Below are 20,900 nucleotides of genomic sequence, written 5' to 3'. Positions count from 1 at the left end.
CTCCACTCCCTTGAAACCGCCGGCTCCCTCCGGCTGATTCCGCACCATGTTTCAGCTTCAGCCTTTAGACCGAACCGCGCGGTACTTCAAAACTTTCATTCTCCAGCCACGCCCTTGCGCGCGCCACGATCATCGCCGTCGAGATGCCGTAGCGGTCATGCAGGGTGGGCAAAGCACCCGCATCCAGAAAGGCGTCGGGCAGGGCGATGTGTTGCAGGCGCGGGGCACGGCCGCTTTTCACCAGCGCCATTGCCACGGCCTCTCCAAGCCCGCCGATTTCGCTGTGGTTTTCCGCCACGATGACCAGACGATCAGCCCGGTCCACTTCCGCGAAGATCGAGGCGGTATCGAGCGGCTTGATGGTGGGGGAATGCAACACGGCGCAGCCGACGCCCTCCTTCTCAAGCAGGGCAGCCGCTTCGAGAACCCGCATCGTCAATATGCCGGACGATATGAAAAGGACCTGTGCACCATCGCGGATAAGCTTCGCCTTGCCGAGTTCGAACCGATAGCCATATTCTTCGAGCACCACCGGCACCTGGCCGCGCAGCAGGCGCATATAAACGGGGCCGTTATAATCCGTAATGGCCGGCACCGCGCCTTCTATGTCGGTCGCATCGCAGGGATCTACGATGGTCATGTTCGGCAGCGCGCGAAAGATCGCCAGATCGTCGGTTGCCTGATGGCTGGGGCCGTAACCCGTCGTCAGGCCGGGCAGGGCGCAGACGATCTTCACCGGCAGGTTTTCCTCGGCAATCGCCATCGCGATGAAATCATAGGCGCGGCGGGCGGCAAAGACCGCATAGGTGGTCGCGAAGGGCACGCAGCCTTCGCGCGCCAGACCGGCGGCAGTGCTCATCAAAAGCTGCTCGGCCATACCCATCTGATAAAAGCGCTCGGGAAAGGCTTTGGCGAAAATATGCAGGTCGGTATATTTGCCGAGATCGGCAGTGAGGCCGACAATATCCTCGCGTTCCTTCGCCAGCTGAACAAGGGCGTGACCGAAGGGAGCAGGCCGTGTCGGCTGGCCTTCGGCGGCGATGGAGGCGATCATCGCCGATGTGGTGAGGCGCTTCTGCGGGGCTGCTGCACTCATTGCGGCCGTCCTTCTTCAAGCGCGTCGAGCGCCAGCTTCCATTCATGCGCTTCCACGCGAATGAAATGGGTGATTTCGCGGTTTTCGAGAAAGGGCACGCCGCGGCCCATCCGGGTATCGAAAATGATGGCGCGCGGCCTGTCATCGGTAAGTGACATGGCGATATCGAAGGCCTCGCGAACCTTGTCGATATCGTTGCCGTCCACGCGCTGTACGTGCCAGCCGAAGGCCGCGAATTTGGCGTCCACAGGTTCGGAGGACAGCATCTCGCGGGAAGGGCCGTCCGCCTGCTGATTGTTGAAGTCCACGAGATTGATGAGATTACCGAGCCTGTGATGGGATGCGCCCATGGCGGCCTCCCAGGTCGAACCTTCGCCCAACTCGCCATCCGACATCATGTTGATGATGAACCGGTCTGAATTCTTGCGCTTGAGACCAAGAGCCATGCCCACCGCAATGCCAAGCCCATGGCCGAGCGATCCGCCGGTGATTTCCATGCCCGGCGTATAGGAGGCCATGCCGGACATGGGCAGGCGCGAGCCGTCGCAGCCATAGGTCTCCAGCTCGTCTTCCGGAATGACGCCCGCCTCGATGAGCGCTGCGTAAAGTGCAATCGCATAATGGCCGATAGAGAGCAGAAACCGGTCGCGGCCTTCCCAATGCGGATCGTCCGCCCGGTAACGCATGGTGTGAAACCAGGCCACCGCCAGAACATCGGCAATGCCGAGCGCCTGGCCGACATAACCCTGTCCCTGCACCTCACCCATCAAAAGGGCGTTGCGCCGGATGCGCCAGGCGCGTTCCGCCAGCGATACATTCGCCAGCGCCGCTTCCCCGGTTGCATCTGCGTGCCGATATCCCTGAGCCATGGTTTCCTCCTCCCGGTCAGAAAAATCGAAGCCGGTTTATCGGCTTCGACAGGTGGTTTTCAGTGAATGAGCATTCCGCCATTCACGTCGACAACCGCACCGGTGACGTAGGAGGAGAGGTCTGAGGCGAGGAAAAGATAGATATTGGCGACATCGATGGCATCGCCGAGACGGTTGAGCGGAATGCCCTTGAGAATGTCGCGGCGCATGTCGTCGGTCAGCTTACCGCCGGTAATGTCGGTCTGGATCAGGCCGGGAGTGACGGAGTTGACGCGAATGCCGTCGGGGCCGAATTCGCGCGCCATGGCCTTTGCGAGACCGAGAACGCCCGCCTTGGCCGCCGAATAATGCGGCCCGCCGAAAATGCCGCCGCCACGCTGTGCGGAGACCGACGACATGCAGGCGATCGAGCCGCCGCCATTGTCGCGCATGTTGGGAATGAAGGCCTGGCTGAAATTCAGCACACCGGTCATGTTGACATCGACGATGCGCTGCCAGTCTGCGCCGGTAATGTCGAGCGTCTTCACCGGCTGCGTAATGCCGGCATTATTGATGAGGATATCGATCTTGCCGAAAGCGGCGATGACTTTTTGCGCGGCCGCCTCGCAGGAGGCGCGATCCGCCACATTGCCGCCGACGCCGAGATGCTCGCCGCCATCCACTTTTTCAAGCGAGGCCGCGGCTTCGATGCTGCCGGCTTCATCCAGATCCACGATGGCGACGCGGGCGCCGTGGCGGGCGAAAAGTTCCGCCGTGGCGCGGCCGATGCCGCGTTTGCTGGCGGCGCCTGAAATAACCGCGGTCTTTCCATTCAACAACATAAGCAATCCTCCCAAGCCGGGCGCCGGCTTCATACGCTTGACGGCGGTGCTCCCGACCTGCCGCCGCATCCCGTCCTGCGACGAATGCAGTATCGATATTGCAGGTGGGCAGCGGGCGCTTCAAACGCGAAGTTTACATCGGATCATGAATCTGCTTCAGTAATCGAATGTTGAACGGCATTTCACTCACCTCCATCCGCGCCTTCGAATCCGCCGCCCGGCTCGGCTCTTTCCGGGCCGCTGCCGATGAGCTCAACCTGTCGGCGAGCGCCGTCAGCCATGCCATCGTCAAGCTCGAAAGGGTGCTCGGTACGCCGCTTTTCGAGCGCACCACGCGAACCGTGCGCCTGACTGCGGCGGGGCAGACACTTCTGACACATGCATCGAACGCCTTCGAGGAGTTGCGGCAGGGCATCGAGGTGGTGTCCTCCAATCGCTCCCATCTTCTGCGCCTGCATTGTGCGCCCAGCTATGCGGCGCAGGTACTGTCTCCGCGCCTGCCGCAATTCTTGAACGCCAATCCGGGGATCGAGGTGCGGCTGGCGGCCAGCACCGCCTATGTGCGTTTCGTCGATGGTGAATTCGATGCCGATATCATCTATGGCGAACCGCAGGGAGACGATCTCATCATCATTCCGCTGGGCAGCGAGCGTGTCACGCCGCTGTGCTCGCCGGCGCTCGCGGACGAGATCAGGACACCCCGGGATTTGAACCGGCAATTGCTTATTCGAAGCGACAACAAACGTCTGCAATGGCCGGACTGGTTCGAGGCCAATGGCCTGGGCAAGCCGCCCATTCAGGCCATGAGTTTCGACCGCAGTTTCCTGGCGATCGATGCCGCCGCCAATGGCGTCGGCGTGGCGCTGGAATCGACACGGCTTGCCCATCGCGAGATAAAATCCGGGCGGCTGGTCGCGCCCCTGAGCGGCGCGACGCAGGACCTTCACTATGTCGGCCATTATCTCGCCTATCCCAAATCCGGCAGCCAGCGCAGGCTGGCAAGACGGTTTGCCGACTGGCTGATCGAAGATCTTCAGGATCCCGCATTTGAATAGGAATGCGGCTGTTACGTGAATTGAATTCACTGGCGCGTTAATTTTTTCCGCTTGCTCACGAGCGGACCTCTCCGTCATTTTCCGGTCGGAATAATGAGGTTGCAGCGTGATCGGCATCGTCCCTTCGGCTGCGGCTCAAGGGGAGGATTGCATGAAAGATCGCATCATATCGGCGTCCGGCGCGCCATATGACGGCTATGGGCGCGAGGAGATGCTGGAGAGCATCGCCAGGATCGGTTTTCTCTATGTGGAGCCTGCCTTTATCGTCGGTTACACCGAACCATTCGACGAAAGCGCGTTCCTGCCGGCTGAAATGGCGTCATGGCGCCGCTCGCTGGGCGATGCCGGGCTCGGCTGCCATGCCATGTCGTCGCATATCGATCTTGGACTGGACGATTCCGTTGAAATTTTCACCGGTAGAATGGCTTTTGCAGCGGGAATCGGCGCGAGGGTAATCGCCACCAATGCCTCGGCCCGGCAGCGCGAAGACCGGTTCCTGCGCAATATCGAGGTGCTTCTGCGCCGTGCCGAGGCCTTCGGCATCGTGATCGGGCTGGAAAATCCCGGCGACGGCAGCGACAACCTTTTCAATATCGCGCAGGAGGGCATCGCGCTCACGCGGCGTTTCGGCTCCCCATGGCTTGGGCTGAATTATGACGCGGCCAATACCGCGTCCCATCGTCAGCAACTCAAGGATTTTGCCGATGACGCGGTGGCGGCGCTGCCGGCCTCGGTCCATGCGCATATCAAGGACGTGAAACGCACGCCCGAAGGCTGGTTTTTCGTGCCGGTGGGCGAGGGCGATATCGATTGCGGCAAGCTGCTCGGTGAGATTGCCAAAAAGCCGGAGATGCCGATCAGCATCGAGTTTCCAGCGCGCCTTCACCGTCGCGCGGATGCCCAGCCGGTAAGGCGTATCAGCCCCGCATCGCTTCGGGAAATAGAGCAGGCGCTGACGGTTTCGCTTGACGCGGTCAAAAGAGGATTGGCCGGGGGCGGAGCCGCAAGCTCGGCCGCTGTCGCCTGAGAAGCGGCAGGGGCTGGCGCAGACGGCATAAAGGAGGAGAGTAATGCAGAGATTTGTGAATAACCCCGACGAGGTGGTCGAAGATACGGTGAAAGGCTTCGTCAAGGCCCATCGCGACATCGTGCGCCTTGCGGAAAATCCGCGTGTCGTCGTCGCCCGGGGTGCACCGGTCGCCGGCAAGGTCGGCGTGGTCACGGGCGGCGGCTCCGGGCATGAGCCGGCCTTTATCGGTTACACCGGCCGCAACATGCTGGATGCCGTCGCCGTCGGCGAATTGTTTTCATCACCCACGGCCAAGAGCTTTCACGACGCGATCCGCGAAGCCAATGGCGGCAGGGGCGTGATCGTGCTCTACGGCAATTATGCCGGCGACAATATGAATGTGAAGATGGCGACAAAGCTCGCCGCCAAAGACGGCATCGAGATCGCCACCGTCGTCGCCAATGACGATGTGTGTTCCGCCGCTCCCGAGGAGCGTGAGAAACGCCGCGGCGTCGCCGGTGAAATCTTCATGTGGAAGATCGGCGGCGCCAAGGCGGCAGGCGGCGCTTCGCTGGAGGAGGTGCGCGCCACCGCCCAGAAGGCCATCGACAATTGCCGCTCCATCGGCGTCGGTCTCGGCCCCTGCACCCTGCCGGCGGTCGGCCATCCCAACTTTCAGATCGAACCGGGCACGATTGAAGTGGGCATAGGTCACCATGGCGAACCCGGCGTTCGCGTCGAGAAGCTGAAATCCGCTGCTGATGTGGCGAAGGACATGTGCAAGATCGTGCTCGACGATCACAACCTGCCGGCCGGCAGCGAGGTGGCGGTGCTGGTCTCCGGGCTTGGTGCGACGCCCGTCAACGAACTCTACATCCTCAACGACACGATAGAATCCGAGATTTCGGCGCGTGGCCTGAAAATCCACAAAACCTATATCGGCAACTATTTCACATCGCTTGAGATGGTGGGCGCGACTTTGACCGTGATGGCGCTGGATGACGAGCTGAAACCGCTGCTCGATACCGAGGCGCTTTGCACCGTTATGCTGTGAGGAGAAAATTCATGCAGTCTTTTCAGAACGCCAAGGCCGGCGATATCGTTCTCTCCATGGCCGAAAGGATCATCGAAAACCGCGCCTATCTCAGCGAGATCGACGGCAAGATCGGCGATGGCGACCATGGCGTGAACATGGCCAAGGGATTCGGCATGGCGGCAGACCGGCTGAGAGGGCAGGACGCCTCGCTTGCCAAGGCGCTCGATACGCTCGGCACGATCCTGATGACGGAAATCGGCGGTTCCATGGGGCCTCTTTATGGGGTGATGTTTACGGAATTCGCCGAGAAAATCGAAAATGCCGACGTTATTGATGCACCGTCCTTCAGCAGAATGCTGCATGCCGGCCTCGAAGGTGTCAGTTCCATCGGTTCGGCCAAGGTGGGCGACAAGACGCTGCTGGATACGCTGGTGCCGGCCGTTACGGCATTCGACACCGCCACCGCCGCGGGCGCGTCATTCCACGATGCTGCCGCAGCCCTTGTCGCTGCCGCCGAAACCGGCAGGGATTCGACCATCAATCTCGTGGCGAAGATCGGCCGCGCCAGCCGTCTCGGCGAGCGCTCGCTCGGTGTTCTCGATGCCGGCGCCACCTCCTGCGCGCTCATCCTGCGCAGCCTTGCCGAAGGCGCACAGGCCAGATTGCAATCGTGAAAACAGAAGATAGCGGCCGCAGCCCGTCGGGGCTTACGCGCGACTAACGGGAGATTTGGAAATGAGAATTGTCGCAGGCGCCGACAGCGCCGGAAAACCCCTGCTGGATGCGGTGCTCGCCCATCTCTCGGGCAGGCAAGGGCTGACCGTCGTGGATCGAAGCCAGGACGGATTTTATGCCGATCTGGCCGAAGCCGTGGCCGGCAGCATCATCGCCGGCGAATTCGATCGCGGCCTATTGTTTTGTGGAACCGGCATCGGCGTCTGCATTTCCGCCAACAAGGTGCCCGGCATCCGCGCCGCCTTGACCCATGACACCTATTCCGCCGAACGGGCGGCGAAATCCAACAACGCCCAGATCATCACCATGGGCGCCCGCGTGATCGGCCCGGAACTGGCGAAAGCCATCGTCGACACCTGGCTGGCATCGGATTTCGATCCGAAAGGATCCTCAGCGAAAAACGTGGAGGCGATCAACCGTCTCGACGCCTGCCGGTGAGCCATAGGTGCGTGACGAGGCCGACCCGGCGAAGCTGACCGTTTGCATTGCTGGTGTCATCTGTGCTTTTGTCACGCACAAACCCGCAGCACAGGGGCTCGATCATGGCGAACCGAAATAGTGTCGATCATCTCGTTTTGCCGGTACAGTCTCTTGCCGTGGCGAAAGACCGCCTTGAGATTCTCGGCTTCACCGTCGCTCCGGAGGCCCTCCATCCCTTCGGCACGCAGAATGCCTGCGTTTTCTTCGCGGACGGCACCTATCTGGAACCGCTCGCCATTGCTGATCCGGCTAAATATAATGACTCGGTGAACAGGGGCGACGTGTTCACCGGTAGGGATCGGGCCTTTCGGCAGCGTCATGGCGAGGACGGTTTTTCGGCCCTGGTGGCAAGAAGCGAAAGCGCCATTGCCGATCATGACAGGTTTTCCGCGTCCGGCTTCTCGGCGGGCGATATCTTTGAATTTTCACGGCCCGTGCGGATGCCGGACGGCTCACGGAGTGAGGCGGCATTCCGGCTGGCTTTTGCAGCGAGCGGCACGGCTTCGGATTTCTTTCTGTTCAGTTGCCAGCGATTGCAGGCTTTGCCGAACGACCGGGCGGCGCTGGAGCGTCACGCCAATGGTGCTTCCGGTCTCAGCGAGATCGTTCTGTTTTCCGGCGGCGATCCCAACGCGGTCCGTCTGATCGAAACGGTATTTGCCTGTGAGGAGGAGATGTCTCCGGATGGAGATATTCTTTTTGCAACCGGCAATGCGCGCATCAGGCTGAACCAAAAACCGGCCTTCAGCGAAAGCCTGCCCAATCCTCCCAATGGACTGCACGGCGCAGGCATCGTCTTTTCCGTTGACGATCTTGCCGTGACAGAAGCGGTGCTTGCTGCTAATGGCGTCTCCAGCGCAGAAGCGGGCGGCCGTCTGGTGGTGTCCGCCGCGCCCGGTCAGGGCGTTGCATTCGCCTTCGAGGAAAAATGATGAGCGTTACGAACAATCTCAAAGTCACCGCCGGCGACGGCGCCAATTCGGTTTCCTTTTCCAATACAGAGCGATTTTCCTTGATCGCCGGCCCCTGCCAGATGGAAAGCCGGGAACATGCTTTCATGATCGCTGGCGTCCTGAAGGAGCTTTGCGACAAGCTGGGGATCGGGCTCGTTTATAAGTCGTCCTTCGACAAGGCGAACCGTACTTCGCTTTCCGGCAAGCGCGGCATCGGCCTTGAGAGCGCCATGCAGGTTTTTGCCGATCTCAAGAAGGAATTTGGCTTTCCTGTTTTGACTGACATTCACACCGAAGAACAGTGCGCCATCGTGTCCGAAGTGGTGGATGTGCTGCAGATTCCGGCCTTTCTCAGCCGCCAGACCGATCTTCTTGTCGCCGCTGCGAAAACTGGCCGCGTCATCAATGTCAAGAAGGGCCAGTTCCTTGCCCCCTGGGACATGAAGAACGTGCTGGCCAAGCTGAATGAGAGCGGCAATCCGAATGTGCTTCTGTGCGAGCGCGGCGCCTCGTTCGGTTACAACACGCTTGTTTCCGACATGCGCTCGCTGCCGATCATGGCTTCGCTCGGCGCGCCTGTTGTCTTTGACGCCACCCATTCGGTTCAGCAGCCGGGCGGGCAGGGCGGTTCCACCGGCGGCCAGCGCGAATTCGTCGAGACTCTGGCGCGGGCGGCGGTTGCTGTCGGCGTCGCCGGCCTCTTCATCGAGACCCATGAGGACCCGGACAATGCACCGTCCGACGGCCCCAACATGGTTCATCTGAAGGACATGCCGAAACTGCTGGAAAAGCTGCTCGCCTTCGACGCCATTACCAAAGCCTGAGGGGCGGCGGGCGTTGCGGCGGGTACTGTCTGTGCCAATCGATTTTAATGGCGGGCGGGCCGTTTCTGCCGCCCGTCGTCATTGTAATTTCTTCGCCATCGTCTAAGACAGGCGACGGAAAATATCTGTTCCATTCCCAAGGGAGAGACCATGACTGCCATTACCGATATCATCGCGCGCGAAATCCTCGACAGCCGCGGCAACCCGACCGTTGAAGTCGATGTTTACCTCGAAGACGGCTCCATGGGCCGTGCCGCCGTTCCCTCCGGCGCCTCCACCGGCGCGCATGAGGCGGTTGAGCTGCGCGATGGCGGCAAGCGTTATCTCGGCAAGGGCGTGGAAAAGGCGGTTGAAGCCGTTAATACGGAAATCTTCGACGCCATCGGCGGCTTCGACGCTGAAAACCAGATCCAGATCGACCAGACGATGATCGTGCTCGACGGCACGCCGAACAAGTCGCGCATCGGCGCCAACGCCATCCTCGGCGTATCGCTCGCTGTCGCCAAGGCTGCCGCCGAAGCCTCCGGCCTGCCGCTTTACCGTTATGTCGGCGGCCCGAACGCACATCTGCTGCCGGTTCCGATGATGAACATCATCAATGGCGGTGCGCATGCCGATAACCCCATCGACTTCCAGGAATTCATGATCCTGCCGGTCGGCGCGGAAAATATCCGCGAAGCCGTGCGCATGGGTTCTGAAGTGTTCCATACGCTGAAGAAAGAACTGGCTGCCCAGGGTCACAACACCAATGTCGGCGACGAGGGCGGTTTCGCACCGGGTCTCGAAAGCGCACCGGCCGCACTCGATTTCATCATGAAGTCGATTGAAAAGGCCGGCTACCGTCCGGGCGACGACATGTTCGTCGGTCTCGACTGTGCCTCGACCGAATTCTTCAAGGACGGAAAATACGTTCTCGAAGGCGAAGGCCGCACACTGGAATCGGGCGCGATGGCGGAATATCTGGCGGAACTCGTCGCCAAGTACCGATCATTTCCATCGAAGACGGCATGGCCGAAGACGACTGGGAAGGCTGGAAGACGCTGACCGATCTCATCGGCAACAAGTGCCAGCTCGTCGGCGACGATCTCTTCGTCACCAACTCCGCGCGTCTTCGCGACGGCATCAAGATGGGCGTTGCAAACTCCATCCTCGTCAAGGTCAACCAGATCGGTTCGCTCTCCGAGACGCTGGATGCGGTCGAGACAGCGCACAAGGCCGGTTACACCGCCGTCATGTCGCACCGTTCGGGCGAAACCGAAGATTCCACCATCGCCGATCTCGCGGTCGCCACCAATTGCGGTCAGATCAAGACCGGCTCGCTCGCCCGTTCCGACCGGCTCGCGAAGTACAACCAGCTGATCCGCATCGAGGAAATGCTCGGCCCGCAGGCCGCTTACGCCGGCCGCTCGATCCTGCGCGGGTAATTCCGGCAGTATTGGTTTGTGATGCGGCCCGCCGCCTTGGCGGGCTCATTCAGAGGCGAGCGGTAGCATCCGCATTCCGTCACCCCGGACTTGATCCGGGGTCCAGCGCGATCACGTCCTTGATTGCGAAAGACTCCCCCCACAGCGCAGACGCGCTGTGGCTGGATGCCGGATCATCCTCGGGCTTGTTCCGGGGGCCGGTATGACGAGGGTTCTTTTAACGTCGCTGCCATTCTTAGCCCGCCCTCCGGCGGGCTTTTTTGCGTGCATCTGCCGATTGGAATTTAAGGTCAACGGATAGTTAAACAATCCGCCTTAGTCTCGAGACTCACGTTATGCGTTTTAAGGCTTCTCTCCGGCATGTGGACCAGACATCATAAAAAGAGACGATTCGGCCGTTTGATCGTTCCGGCCATCACGATCGCTTTTCTTTCCTATTTCGGCTATCATTCCATCCATGGCGACTTCGGCCTGCAGGCGACGGAGCGGCTGGAGCGGCAGCGTATCACCCGCACTGCGGAGCTTGCCAAGCTGACGCAGGCTCGTGTGGCGCTGGAGCGGCAGGTGGAATTGATGAGCGATGGCTCGCTGGAGCGGGACATGATCGACGAGATTTCCCGTTACCAGCTGAATATGTCCCGCACGGACGAAATCGTCATCATGAACACATATTTCTAATTAACCTAAATCAAGTTAATTTAACATTTCTGATTTATTCACAGCATCTTAGCGTGAATATGTGCCATGCGTTTAAAGCATTGCTGCATGGCATTTTCTTGCATATGGTACGCGCCACTCTATCCATTCAAACGGCAACTCAGGGAGGGATGAATGGCGCCGCGAAAACCAGCGACCGTATCCGGCCGCAAGACCACGGCAAAGGCCGCAACCGAATTCACCGGCAAGAACAGCCCGGACTTCTCGAAGGAAGAAGAGCTTCACGCTTATCGTGAAATGCTGCTCATCCGCCGTTTCGAGGAAAAGGCCGGCCAGCTCTATGGCATGGGCTTCATCGGTGGTTTCTGTCACCTCTACATCGGTCAGGAAGCTGTCGTCGTCGGCATGCAGATGTCGCAGAAGGAAGGCGATCAGGTCATCACCGCTTACCGCGACCACGGCCACATGCTGGCGCTCGGCATGAGCGCGCGTGGCGTCATGGCCGAACTGACCGGCCGCAAGGGCGGCCTGTCGAAAGGCAAGGGCGGCTCGATGCACATGTTCTCCAAGGAGAAACATTTCTATGGCGGCCACGGCATCGTCGGCGCGCAGGTTTCGCTTGGCACTGGTCTCGCCTTCGCCAACCGCTATCGCGGCAACGACAATGTCTCCGTGACCTATTTCGGTGACGGCGCCGCCAACCAGGGCCAGGTCTACGAGAGCTTCAACATGGCCGCTCTCTGGAAACTGCCGATCATCTATATCGTCGAGAACAACCGTTACGCCATGGGCACCTCCACCGCCCGCGCCACCGCCCAGTCGAACTATTCGCTGCGCGGCCAGTCCTTCGGCATTCCCGGCATCCAGGTGGATGGCATGGACGTGCGCGCCGTCAAGGCCGCCGCCGATCAGGCGCTGGAACATTGCCGTTCGGGCAAGGGTCCAATCATTCTGGAAATGCTGACCTACCGTTACCGTGGTCACTCCATGTCCGACCCGGCGAAATACCGTTCGAAAGACGAAGTGCAGAAGATGCGCTCCGAACATGACCCGATCGAGCAGGTCAAGGCACGGCTTCTGGAGCAGGGCTGGGCAAGCGAAGACGAACTCAAGGCCATCGACAAGGATGTCCGTGATATCGTCGCCGACAGCGCCGACTTCGCCCAGAACGACCCAGAGCCGGATGTATCCGAGCTCTACACCGACATTCTGCTCTGATCGGGAAAGGGAAACCCATGCCAGTAGAAATTCTTATGCCCGCCCTTTCCCCGACCATGGAGGAAGGCACGCTTTCCAAATGGCTTAAAAAGGAAGGCGACAAGGTCACCTCCGGCGACGTGATCGCCGAGATCGAGACCGACAAGGCGACCATGGAAGTGGAAGCCGTGGACGAGGGCGTCATCGGCAAGCTGCTGATCGATGCCGGCACCGAAGGCGTCAAGGTCAACACGCCGATCGCAGTCCTCCTCCAGGAAGGTGAAAGCGCCGACGACGTCGCGTCCGCTCCCGCGCCGAAGGCTGAAGCCGCAAATTCCGATTCGGATGCGGCTGGCGGCAAGACCCGCGAAGCGATCGAGGAGCCGAGCGCTGCCAAGGAAGCCGCCAAGGTTCCGGCAGCACCCAAGATCGAAGTTGCTGCCGATCCGGATATTCCGGCAGGCACGGAAATGGTGATGACGACGGTGCGTGAAGCGCTGCGCGACGCCATGGCCGAAGAAATGCGCGCCGACGAAAAAGTCTTCGTCATGGGTGAAGAAGTCGCCGAATATCAGGGCGCCTACAAGATCACCCAAGGCCTGTTGCAGGAATTCGGTGAGCGTCGCGTTATCGATACCCCGATCACCGAGCACGGCTTTGCCGGTATCGGCGTCGGTGCGGCGATGACGGGCCTGCGGCCTATCGTCGAATTCATGACCTTCAACTTCGCCATGCAGGCGATCGACCAGATCGTCAACTCGGCGGCGAAGACGCTTTACATGTCGGGTGGCCAGATGGGCGCTCCGATGGTGTTCCGCGGTCCCTCGGGCGCTGCTGCCCGCGTCGGTGCACAGCATTCGCAATGTTACGCCGCATGGTACAGCCATATTCCGGGCCTCAAGGTCGTCATGCCTTACACGGCAGCCGACGCCAAGGGTCTGCTCAAGGCCGCCATCCGCGATCCGAACCCGGTCATTTTCCTGGAAAATGAAATTCTCTACGGCCAGAGCTTCGAAGTGCCGAAGCTCGATGATTTCGTGCTGCCGATCGGCAAGGCGCGCATTCACCGCAAGGGCAAGGATGCGACCATCGTTTCCTTCGGCATCGGCATGACCTATGCCATCAAGGCGGTTGCTGAACTCGAAAAGCTCGGCATCGACGTCGAACTGATCGATCTGCGCACCATTCGTCCGATGGATTTGCCCACCGTCATCGAATCGGTCAAGAAGACCGGTCGTCTGGTGACTGTTGAGGAAGGCTTCCCGCAGTCATCGGTCGGTGACTTCATTGCCAACCAGGTCATGCGCGCCGCTTTCGATTATCTCGATGCGCCGATCCTGACGATTGCCGGCAAGGACGTTCCGATGCCTTACGCGGCAAACCTCGAAAAGCTGGCTCTGCCGAACGTCGATGAAGTCGTTCAGGCCGTCAAAACCGTCTGCTACAAGTAAGGGGAGGCGTTTCGATGCCGATAAACATCACCATGCCTGCCCTTTCTCCGACGATGGAAGAGGGTAATCTGGCCAAGTGGCTGGTCAAGGAAGGCGACAAGGTCGCACCCGGTGACGTGATCGCCGAGATCGAGACCGATAAGGCGACCATGGAAGTGGAAGCCGTTGACGAAGGCACGGTCGCCAAGCTGGTCGTTCCGGCGAGCACCGAAGCGGTCAAGGTCAACGCCCTGATCGCCATCCTCGCCGCCGATGGCGAGGATGTGGCCGAGGCGGCAAAGGGCGGCGCTGCCGCTCCCGCTCCCGCTCCCGCCAAGGCTGAGGCTCCGAAGCAGGAAGCTGCAAAGGCCGAAGCGCCGAAGGAAGAAGCTGCCCCGGCCAAGGCTGAAAAACCGGCCGCCGATCAGGCTGCCGCGTCGTCCACGCCGGCTCCGGTCGCAAAGTCCGGCGAGCGCATCTTCGCTTCGCCGCTTGCCCGCCGTCTCGCCAAGGAAGCCGGTCTCGACCTCTCGGCCGTTTCCGGTTCCGGCCCGCATGGCCGTATCGTCAAGACCGACGTTGAAAAGGCTGCCGCTTCCGGCGGTGCCAAGGCTGCGCCGTCTGCAGCAGCAGCTGCCGGCGCACCGGCTCCCGCTCTCGCCAAGGGCCAGTCGGACGAAGCGGTTCTCAAGCTGTTCGAACAGGGCTCCTACGAGCTGGTGCCGCATGACGGCATGCGCAAGGTCATCGCCAAGCGTCTGGTCGAATCCAAGCAGACGGTTCCGCATTTCTACGTTTCCGTGGATTGCGAGCTCGATACGCTTCTGGCGCTGCGCGCCCAGCTCAACGCGGCTGCCCCCGAAAAGGACGGCAAGCCCGCCTACAAGCTGTCGGTCAACGACATGGTCATCAAGGCGCTGGCTCTTGCCTTGCGCGATGTGCCTGACGCCAACGTCTCCTGGACGGAAAGCGCCATGGTCAAGCACAAGCATTCGGATGTCGGCGTTGCCGTTTCCATTCCGGGTGGCCTGATCACGCCGATCATCCGCAAGGCGGAAGAGAAGTCGCTCTCCACCATCTCCAACGAGATGAAGGACTACGGCAAGCGTGCCAAGGAGCGCAAGCTGAAGCCCGAGGAATATCAGGGCGGCACGACCGCCGTGTCCAACATGGGCATGATGGGCGTCAAGAGCTTCTCGGCCGTCATCAACCCGCCGCATGCCACCATTCTGGCGGTCGGTGCGGGTGAAGAACGCGCTGTCGTGAAGAATGGCGAGATCAAGATCGCCAACGTCATGACGGTCACGCTCTCCACCGACCACCGCTGCGTCGATGGCGCGCTCGGAGCCGAACTGATCGGCGCCTTCAAGCGCTACATCGAAAACCCGATGGGCATGCTGGTTTGATCGGAGCGTGACATGGTGAAATCGGTCCTCTGCTTTGGCGATTCCCTGACCTGGGGATCAAATGCGGAAACGGGTGGCCGTCACAGCCATGAAGATCTTTGGCCGAGCGTCTTGCAAAAGGCGCTCGGTACCGACGTGCATGTGATCCACGAAGGGCTGGGCGGCCGTACCACCGCTTATGACGACTTGACGGCCGATTGTGACCGCAATGGCGCGCGGCTTCTGCCGACGCTGCTGCACAGCCATGCGCCGCTTGATCTCGTCATCATCATGCTCGGCACCAACGACATGAAACCGTCGATCCACGGATCGGCCATTGTCGCCATGAAGGGTATAGAGCGATTGGTGAAACTCACGCGCAATCACGTCTGGCAAGTGGCTGACTGGGAAGCGCCGGATGTTCTGATCGTCGCGCCGCCGCAGCTTTGCGAAACGGCAAACCCCGTGATGGGGGCGATCTATCGCGATGCGATCGATGAATCGGCCATGCTGGCTTCGGTTTACCGGGACCTTGCCGACGACCTCGATTGCGGTTTTTTCGATGCCGGCTCCGTTGCCCGCACGACGCCGGTGGACGGCGTTCATCTCGATGCTGAAAACACGCGGGCCATCGGCCGCGGGCTGGAGCCCGTCGTCCGCATGATGCTCGGACTTTGACACTCATTCTCGTTTCGGGGCGGTTTGCCGTCACCCGAATAAGACAAGGCAGGATTTCCAATGGCTCAATCTTATGACGTCATCATCATCGGTTCGGGACCGGGCGGTTATATTGCCGCGATCCGCGCAGCCCAGCTCGGCATGAAGGTTGCCGTCGTGGAGCGCGAGCATTTGGCCGGCATCTGCTCCAACTGGGGCTGCATTCCCACCAAGGCCCTGCTGCGCACCGCCGATGTCATGCACACCGCCACGCATGCCAAGGATTACGGCCTGACGCTGGAAGGCTCGATCAAGCCGGACGTCAAGGCAATCGTGGCGCGCTCGCGTGGCATTGCCGCGCGCATGAACAATGGCGTCGGTTTCCTGTTCAAGAAGAACAAGGTCGATATTATCTGGGGTGAAGCAAAAATCACCAAGCCGGGCGAGATCGTCGTCGGCAAATCCACCAAGCCGGTGGTTCAGCCGCAGGGTCCCGTGCCGAAGAACACGCTGGGTGAGGGCACCTATACCGCCAAGCACATCATCGTCGCCACAGGTGCGCGCCCGCGCGCGCTGCCCGGCATTGAGCCGGATGGCAAGCTGATCTGGACCTATTTCGAGGCGATGAAGCCGGAAGAACTGCCGAAGTCGCTGCTCGTCATGGGCTCGGGCGCCATCGGCATCGAATTCGCCAGCTTCTACCGCACCATGGGCGTCGACGTCACCGTCGTCGAGATCATGAGCCAGGTCATGCCGGTCGAGGATGCGGAAATCTCCACCTTCGCCAAGAAGCAGCTCGAAAAGCAGGGCATGAAAATTCACCTTGAAACCAAGGTTTCCAAGGTGGAGAAGGGCGCGAACTCCATCACCGCGACGCTGGAGAAGAAGGACGGTTCTTCCGAGAAGATCACCGCCGACCGCATGATTTCGGCCGTCGGCGTCGTCGCCAATATCGAAGGCATCGGCCTTGAGGCTGCCGGCGTGAAGACGGATCGCGGCTTCATCGTCATCGACGGTTACGGCAAGACCAATGTGCCTGGCATCTACGCCATCGGCGATGTCGCCGGCCCGCCGCTGCTCGCCCACAAGGCCGAGCATGAAGCAGTGATCTGCGTGGAAAAGATCGCCGGTCTGCCGAATGTGCACCCGATGGACAAGCTCAAAATCCCGGGCTGCACCTATTGCAACCCGCAGGTCGCCTCGGTCGGTCTCACCGAAGCCAAGGCCAAGGAACAGGGCCGCGACATCCGCGTCGGCCGCTTCTCCTTTGCGGCGAACGGCAAGGCGGTTGCGCTCGGGGAAGACCAGGGCATGGTCAAGACCATCTTCGACAAGAAGACGGGTGAACTGCTTGGCGCGCATATGGTCGGTGCGGAAGTGACCGAACTCATTCAGGGCTTCGTTGTTGCGATGAACCTCGAAACCACTGAAGAAGACCTGATGCACACGATCTTCCCGCATCCGACCATTTCGGAATCGATGAAGGAAAGCGTGCTCGACGCCTATGGGCGTGTGCTGAACGCATAAGTGCTCCGTGATACCCGGCATTGTCTAACCATGCCGGGTGTCCCATATGTCTCGATGCAGGCTTCTTAAAAGGGGCTGGTTCTTTCAGGGAGCGTGGGAATGGAAAGTGTAGGCTGGATTGCAGCAATCATCATCGGCGGTCTCGCCGGCTGGCTTGCGGGCAAGCTCATGGATATGCGCTTCGGCATTTTCATGAACATCATCCTCGGCATTGTCGGTTCGGTGGTTGCGGTTGCGGTGCTTCGAACCTTCGATGTTTTCGTGCAGGACAGCAGGCTCGGCTATTTCGTCACGTCGTTCATCGGCGCCAGCCTGTTGCTGTTTCTGGCGAAGCTGGTACGGCGCTGACAGGCTTCGTGACCGGAAGGGGCTTACGCTTTTTCTGGAATTGTTCTAAAGCATCGGGCCAACAGATGTTTAGGTCGCCAGGGGCGATGGAAGCAGGTTTTTAATGGTCACTATTCTCGACAGGACGTCGTCCGACGAAAAGCGCATTCGCCACCCGGAAAAGGCGCACAAGCCCGATACCGAGGTCATGCGCAAGCCGGAATGGATCCGCGTCAAGGCGCCGACATCCAAGGGCTATCACGAGACGCGTGAACTGGTGCGTTCGCACAAGCTGGTGACGGTGTGCGAGGAAGCCGGCTGTCCGAATATCGGCGAGTGCTGGGACAAGAAACACGCGACCTTCATGATCATGGGTGAAATCTGCACCCGCGCCTGCGCTTTCTGCAATGTCGCAACCGGCAAGCCCAATCCGCTTGACATGGCCGAGCCCGAGAACGTCGCCAAGGCCGTCAAGCAGATGGGCCTTTCCCACGTCGTCATCACCTCGGTCGACCGAGACGATCTCGCCGATGGCGGTGCTGAACATTTCGAGAAGGTCATCTGGGCGATCCGTGCTGCGTCTCCGACGACGACCATCGAAATCCTCACCCCCGACTTCCTGAAGAAGCCCGGCGCGCTGGAACGGGTCGTCGCCGCCAAGCCCGATGTCTTCAACCACAATATGGAAACCGTTCCGGGCAATTACCTCACGGTTCGCCCCGGCGCGCGCTATTTCCACTCTGTGCGCCTCTTGCAGCGGGTGAAGGAACTCGATCCCACCATGTTCACCAAATCGGGCATCATGGTCGGCCTCGGCGAAGAGCGAAACGAAGTGCTGCAGCTGATGGACGACCTGCGCAGCGCGGATGTCGACTTCCTGACCATCGGCCAATATCTGCAGCCGACCCGCAAGCACCACAAGGTCGAGGCCTTCGTGACGCCGGAAGAGTTCAAGTCCTACGAGACGGTGGCTTACACCAAGGGCTTCCTGATGGTGTCTTCCAGCCCGCTGACCCGCTCCTCGCACCACGCCGGTGACGATTTCGAACGCCTGCGTGCGGCGCGCGAGAAGAAGCTGCTGGCAGCTGCGGAGTAAGGGACAAAAAGGTTCGGCAACATAGGTTGCTGGATCGGGCGATATACGCTCTCTCCACCGTCATGCTCGGGCTTGTCCCGAGCATCTACGACCTATCGATTGTACGATCTGTGATTGGATCCTCGGGACAGGCCCGAGGATGACGGGGAGTGGGAGGCGAGGCTTGTGAAATAGTTCAGCCGCCAGTAACGCCCCTCAATCCAATCATGCCGTGATTCTCTCCGGCCGGTGCGCCCGCATGCACAGCACAACGCTCAGCACCACCGAACATATTGCCACGACCTCAATCAGTGTCGGGCCACGCCCCTCCCAGAGAAAACCGTAAAGCAGCGCAAACAGCGTTTCGAACAGGATCATCTGCCCGACCATGGTGAGCGGCAGCAGGCGGCTCATGCGGTTCCATAAGGCATTGCCGAGGATGGAGGCAGTGAAACCCAGCCCGGCTGCAACAGCCACAAAATGCAGCCAGTCGCCTGAACTATGGCTTTCGCCGCCAAAGCCAAAGGCCGGGATGGCGAGCGCGAGCGCAAGCCCGCCGGTCACCACACCCGTCATCATGTTCCAGTCATCCGCGCTGACATCGTGAAGGCGGGAGAGCCAACGGGCATTGCCGACCGCAAAGGCCGTCCATGACGCCAGCGCACCGAGCGCACAGGCAAGACCGATGACGCGAGAGACATCGAGCCCCGCATCGTTTTCCGTCAGCGACTGCCAGGAAATGCCGATAATCCCCATCGCGCCGAAGGCCAGCGACGGCCATAGCTTCTTCAGCGACACCGCGCCATGATCGCGGCTCCCGATGATGGTGACGGCGACCGGCAGGAAGCCGATGATGATGGAGGTGAAGGCGACGCCGCTCAATTTCACTGCGGTCGATATGAAGACATAATAGGCGATGTTGCCGATCATGCTCAGCCAGCCGAGCGCTATCCACTCCCGCGCGCCAAAATGGGCCGACACGCGTTTCAGGCGCGGCCCGATGATGATGAGGGAAATCAGCCCATAGGTGAGATAACGCGCCGTCGACAGTTGCAGGGCGGAAAAATCCGGCACGAGTTTGGGAGCGAGAAAAATCCCACCCCAGAGCGCACCCGCCAGCATGCCGTAAAAAACACCGAGACCTGTTCTGTTCATGTCATGTCACATCCGCATTCGTATTTGCCTGCGATGTGCCACAGCCCTCCGCGGCTGTCTTGACAAAAACTCCTGACGGATGTGCTGGTGGTTTTAATGAATCCCGTAGGTCCGACGGTAGGCTGCGGGCGTTTCACCCACTGCATTGCGCATGGCGCGCGTCAGTGCAGTCTGGTCGGAAAAACCGGCCCGCAAGGCGATCTCGGCAATTGGCAGGGTGGAATTGCTGAGCAATGCGCAGACCTTGTCCATGCGCAGCCCGGCCAGCCAGCGGTGAGGCGGGAGGCCGAATTCTTCGAGAAACAGCGCATGCAGGCGGCTGTCGCTAATCGTTACGCAGGAGGCGAGCATCTCGATGGTCCAGGGGAAGAACGGTTCCGCCCTGACGAGTGCAACGAGCCTGTGCAGGCGTAGGCGGATGTCGGCTTTCTCATTGGCAAGGCTGTCGACCAGAAGCGGCGCCCACAGGCCGGCAATATCGTCGCGTCGCCCCTCTGTTCCGATGACGCCGCGCATATAGGCGATCAATTGCCGCGTATCCTGCGCTATGTCGAGAAACGGCGAATGGGCGAATTTCTCGAGCGTTTGCTCGGGAAGGGCGTCTTCATCGATATCGACCACCAGCGAGCGGTTGCTTGCCGTCGCTTCCTGGGTGTGCGGCGCGTCGCGATGGATGAACGCGCCGCGTCCGGTTGACAATTCGTCCTGCCGTCCCGCCACATCGATCAGCAGACGCCCGGAGACCGGAAGAACGATCTGAACGAAGCCATGCCGTTCCTTCGGTCTTTCTTCCCTGTAGGTTCTGATATCGGCGGATGCGGCTGTCATGACGCTGTCGTTTCCATTGTGCAAAGAAATGGCCGCCTCGAAAAAGCGGCCAGTTCATTGTTTGATTATGACATCGTCTTGAAGATTGGGCCAGTCGGCTTTATCGGTCGGCTCTACGCGCCGGCAATTAACAGTCTTCCTTGGCGGTCGATTCGCCGCGTTTGCGTTTGCGCAGAACCGGCTTGTTCTCTCTCGCCTCGCATTTCGCGACGTCGATGAGATAGGCAAGCACCGGCATGCCGTTCATCGATGCGAGTTGCTTGGCGGATTCGAGAAGGTTGATGATGTTGGAAAAATCGTCCATCGGCTCACTCAGTGGCTCAAAGCGGTTATATGTCGGGTCTGAACCCAAGGATGAAT

The 20,900-nt window shown here is 60.3% G+C and carries 21 protein-coding genes and 1 pseudogene; 16 read left to right on the top strand and 6 right to left on the bottom strand.

All coding sequences use genetic code 11. The features are described 5' to 3' along the window. Nucleotides 1–64: 64 nt before the first annotated feature. Genes L904_RS11800 through L904_RS11790 form a run of 3 tightly spaced genes read right to left on the bottom strand, consistent with a single transcriptional unit; the run spans nt 65 to nt 2,786 of the window. On the bottom strand, nt 65–1,096 hold the full coding sequence (locus L904_RS11800) for a transketolase family protein (RefSeq protein ID WP_051671880.1): 1,032 nt from the start codon (nt 1,094–1,096) through the stop codon (nt 65–67). Further along, complete coding sequence (locus L904_RS11795) at nt 1,093–1,965, bottom strand: transketolase (protein ID WP_051671879.1); 873 nt, start codon at nt 1,963–1,965, stop codon at nt 1,093–1,095. Before L904_RS11795 ends, L904_RS11800 begins: the two co-directional genes overlap by 4 nt. Nucleotides 1,966–2,024: 59 nt before the next feature. After that, nucleotides 2,025–2,786: an SDR family NAD(P)-dependent oxidoreductase gene (locus tag L904_RS11790; RefSeq protein ID WP_035262426.1), complete on the bottom strand. Its 762-nt coding sequence runs from the start codon at nt 2,784–2,786 to the stop codon at nt 2,025–2,027. Nucleotides 2,787–2,953: 167 nt separating this feature from the next. Between L904_RS11790 and L904_RS11785 the strand changes: the two genes are divergently transcribed. The 16 genes and pseudogenes from L904_RS11785 to lipA all read left to right on the top strand — a co-directional run bounded on the left by L904_RS11785 (nt 2,954) and on the right by lipA (nt 18,578). Beyond that, on the top strand, nt 2,954–3,841 hold the full coding sequence (locus L904_RS11785) for a LysR substrate-binding domain-containing protein (protein WP_035262423.1): 888 nt from the start codon (nt 2,954–2,956) through the stop codon (nt 3,839–3,841). A 151-nt stretch (nt 3,842–3,992) separates the two neighbouring features. Further along, nucleotides 3,993–4,868 (top strand): sugar phosphate isomerase/epimerase, encoded by an 876-nt coding sequence (locus L904_RS11780; RefSeq protein WP_035262422.1) that lies wholly within the window; start codon nt 3,993–3,995, stop codon nt 4,866–4,868. A 43-nt stretch (nt 4,869–4,911) separates the two neighbouring features. Further along, complete coding sequence (locus L904_RS11775; RefSeq protein ID WP_035262418.1) at nt 4,912–5,904, top strand: dihydroxyacetone kinase subunit DhaK; 993 nt, start codon at nt 4,912–4,914, stop codon at nt 5,902–5,904. Nucleotides 5,905–5,915: 11 nt separating this feature from the next. After that, complete coding sequence (gene dhaL, locus L904_RS11770; RefSeq protein WP_035262415.1) at nt 5,916–6,560, top strand: dihydroxyacetone kinase subunit DhaL; 645 nt, start codon at nt 5,916–5,918, stop codon at nt 6,558–6,560. 61 nt (nt 6,561–6,621) lie between these two features. Further along, nucleotides 6,622–7,059, top strand: a complete 438-nt coding sequence (locus L904_RS11765) for an RpiB/LacA/LacB family sugar-phosphate isomerase (RefSeq protein ID WP_003521371.1) — start codon at nt 6,622–6,624, stop codon at nt 7,057–7,059. 104 nt (nt 7,060–7,163) lie between these two features. Next, on the top strand, nt 7,164–8,033 hold the full coding sequence (locus tag L904_RS11760) for a VOC family protein (RefSeq protein ID WP_035262413.1): 870 nt from the start codon (nt 7,164–7,166) through the stop codon (nt 8,031–8,033). Next, complete coding sequence (kdsA, locus tag L904_RS11755) at nt 8,033–8,878, top strand: 3-deoxy-8-phosphooctulonate synthase (protein WP_059762556.1); 846 nt, start codon at nt 8,033–8,035, stop codon at nt 8,876–8,878. The genes L904_RS11760 and kdsA overlap by 1 nt, the downstream gene beginning before the upstream one ends. A gap of 150 nt (nt 8,879–9,028) precedes the next feature. Next, a pseudogene (gene eno / locus L904_RS11750) lies at nt 9,029–10,302 on the top strand (phosphopyruvate hydratase). 360 nt (nt 10,303–10,662) lie between these two features. Continuing rightward, complete coding sequence (locus L904_RS11745; RefSeq protein ID WP_003502598.1) at nt 10,663–10,980, top strand: septum formation initiator family protein; 318 nt, start codon at nt 10,663–10,665, stop codon at nt 10,978–10,980. A gap of 153 nt (nt 10,981–11,133) precedes the next feature. Next, nucleotides 11,134–12,177: a pyruvate dehydrogenase (acetyl-transferring) E1 component subunit alpha gene (gene pdhA / locus L904_RS11740; RefSeq protein WP_035262411.1), complete on the top strand. Its 1,044-nt coding sequence runs from the start codon at nt 11,134–11,136 to the stop codon at nt 12,175–12,177. A gap of 17 nt (nt 12,178–12,194) precedes the next feature. Continuing rightward, the gene (locus tag L904_RS11735; RefSeq protein WP_059762555.1) at nt 12,195–13,607 is read left to right on the top strand and encodes a pyruvate dehydrogenase complex E1 component subunit beta; all 1,413 of its coding nucleotides are present in this window, start codon (nt 12,195–12,197) and stop codon (nt 13,605–13,607) included. A gap of 14 nt (nt 13,608–13,621) precedes the next feature. Next, nucleotides 13,622–14,992 (top strand): pyruvate dehydrogenase complex dihydrolipoamide acetyltransferase, encoded by a 1,371-nt coding sequence (locus L904_RS11730; protein ID WP_020811799.1) that lies wholly within the window; start codon nt 13,622–13,624, stop codon nt 14,990–14,992. A gap of 12 nt (nt 14,993–15,004) precedes the next feature. Continuing rightward, nucleotides 15,005–15,649, top strand: a complete 645-nt coding sequence (locus L904_RS11725) for an SGNH/GDSL hydrolase family protein (protein WP_020811800.1) — start codon at nt 15,005–15,007, stop codon at nt 15,647–15,649. 60 nt (nt 15,650–15,709) lie between these two features. Next, on the top strand, nt 15,710–17,155 hold the full coding sequence (gene lpdA / locus L904_RS11720) for a dihydrolipoyl dehydrogenase (protein WP_003502607.1): 1,446 nt from the start codon (nt 15,710–15,712) through the stop codon (nt 17,153–17,155). Between the two features lie 99 nt (nt 17,156–17,254). Then, on the top strand, nt 17,255–17,503 hold the full coding sequence (locus L904_RS11715) for a GlsB/YeaQ/YmgE family stress response membrane protein (protein WP_003521362.1): 249 nt from the start codon (nt 17,255–17,257) through the stop codon (nt 17,501–17,503). Nucleotides 17,504–17,606: 103 nt separating this feature from the next. Further along, a complete protein-coding gene (gene lipA / locus L904_RS11710) occupies nt 17,607–18,578 on the top strand; it encodes a lipoyl synthase (protein WP_003521361.1) in 972 nt (323 codons plus the stop codon). A gap of 204 nt (nt 18,579–18,782) precedes the next feature. Here lipA and L904_RS11705 read toward each other — a convergent pair whose 3' ends face one another. The 3 genes from L904_RS11705 to L904_RS28115 form a co-directional block, all read right to left on the bottom strand. Further along, nucleotides 18,783–19,712, bottom strand: a complete 930-nt coding sequence (locus L904_RS11705) for a DMT family transporter (protein WP_035263990.1) — start codon at nt 19,710–19,712, stop codon at nt 18,783–18,785. A 93-nt stretch (nt 19,713–19,805) separates the two neighbouring features. After that, the gene (locus tag L904_RS11700) at nt 19,806–20,540 is read right to left on the bottom strand and encodes an AraC family transcriptional regulator (RefSeq protein ID WP_035263993.1); all 735 of its coding nucleotides are present in this window, start codon (nt 20,538–20,540) and stop codon (nt 19,806–19,808) included. 127 nt (nt 20,541–20,667) lie between these two features. Then, nucleotides 20,668–20,844 carry a hypothetical protein gene (locus L904_RS28115; protein ID WP_003496171.1) on the bottom strand — a complete coding sequence of 59 codons (177 nt, stop codon included), beginning with the start codon at nt 20,842–20,844 and terminating at the stop codon, nt 20,668–20,670. Nucleotides 20,845–20,900: the final 56 nt, after the last annotated feature.

It is taken from the genome of Agrobacterium sp. LY4, assembly GCF_001526585.1.
Lineage (GTDB): Bacteria > Pseudomonadota > Alphaproteobacteria > Rhizobiales > Rhizobiaceae > Agrobacterium > Agrobacterium leguminum.
This window is presented reverse-complemented; position numbering and strand designations above follow the sequence as displayed.

Coding starts and splice junctions, on each gene's coding strand:
- L904_RS11800 (WP_051671880.1), bottom strand. CDS start 1,096: ATGAGTGCAGCAGCCCCGCAGAAGCGCCTCACCACATCGGCGATGATC.
- L904_RS11795 (WP_051671879.1), bottom strand. CDS start 1,965: ATGGCTCAGGGATATCGGCACGCAGATGCAACCGGGGAAGCGGCGCTG.
- L904_RS11790 (WP_035262426.1), bottom strand. CDS start 2,786: ATGTTGTTGAATGGAAAGACCGCGGTTATTTCAGGCGCCGCCAGCAAA.
- L904_RS11785 (WP_035262423.1), top strand. CDS start 2,954: ATGTTGAACGGCATTTCACTCACCTCCATCCGCGCCTTCGAATCCGCC.
- L904_RS11780 (WP_035262422.1), top strand. CDS start 3,993: ATGAAAGATCGCATCATATCGGCGTCCGGCGCGCCATATGACGGCTAT.
- L904_RS11775 (WP_035262418.1), top strand. CDS start 4,912: ATGCAGAGATTTGTGAATAACCCCGACGAGGTGGTCGAAGATACGGTG.
- dhaL (WP_035262415.1), top strand. CDS start 5,916: ATGCAGTCTTTTCAGAACGCCAAGGCCGGCGATATCGTTCTCTCCATG.
- L904_RS11765 (WP_003521371.1), top strand. CDS start 6,622: ATGAGAATTGTCGCAGGCGCCGACAGCGCCGGAAAACCCCTGCTGGAT.
- L904_RS11760 (WP_035262413.1), top strand. CDS start 7,164: ATGGCGAACCGAAATAGTGTCGATCATCTCGTTTTGCCGGTACAGTCT.
- kdsA (WP_059762556.1), top strand. CDS start 8,033: ATGAGCGTTACGAACAATCTCAAAGTCACCGCCGGCGACGGCGCCAAT.
- L904_RS11745 (WP_003502598.1), top strand. CDS start 10,663: ATGTGGACCAGACATCATAAAAAGAGACGATTCGGCCGTTTGATCGTT.
- pdhA (WP_035262411.1), top strand. CDS start 11,134: ATGGCGCCGCGAAAACCAGCGACCGTATCCGGCCGCAAGACCACGGCA.
- L904_RS11735 (WP_059762555.1), top strand. CDS start 12,195: ATGCCAGTAGAAATTCTTATGCCCGCCCTTTCCCCGACCATGGAGGAA.
- L904_RS11730 (WP_020811799.1), top strand. CDS start 13,622: ATGCCGATAAACATCACCATGCCTGCCCTTTCTCCGACGATGGAAGAG.
- L904_RS11725 (WP_020811800.1), top strand. CDS start 15,005: ATGGTGAAATCGGTCCTCTGCTTTGGCGATTCCCTGACCTGGGGATCA.
- lpdA (WP_003502607.1), top strand. CDS start 15,710: ATGGCTCAATCTTATGACGTCATCATCATCGGTTCGGGACCGGGCGGT.
- L904_RS11715 (WP_003521362.1), top strand. CDS start 17,255: ATGGAAAGTGTAGGCTGGATTGCAGCAATCATCATCGGCGGTCTCGCC.
- lipA (WP_003521361.1), top strand. CDS start 17,607: ATGGTCACTATTCTCGACAGGACGTCGTCCGACGAAAAGCGCATTCGC.
- L904_RS11705 (WP_035263990.1), bottom strand. CDS start 19,712: ATGAACAGAACAGGTCTCGGTGTTTTTTACGGCATGCTGGCGGGTGCG.
- L904_RS11700 (WP_035263993.1), bottom strand. CDS start 20,540: ATGACAGCCGCATCCGCCGATATCAGAACCTACAGGGAAGAAAGACCG.
- L904_RS28115 (WP_003496171.1), bottom strand. CDS start 20,844: ATGGACGATTTTTCCAACATCATCAACCTTCTCGAATCCGCCAAGCAA.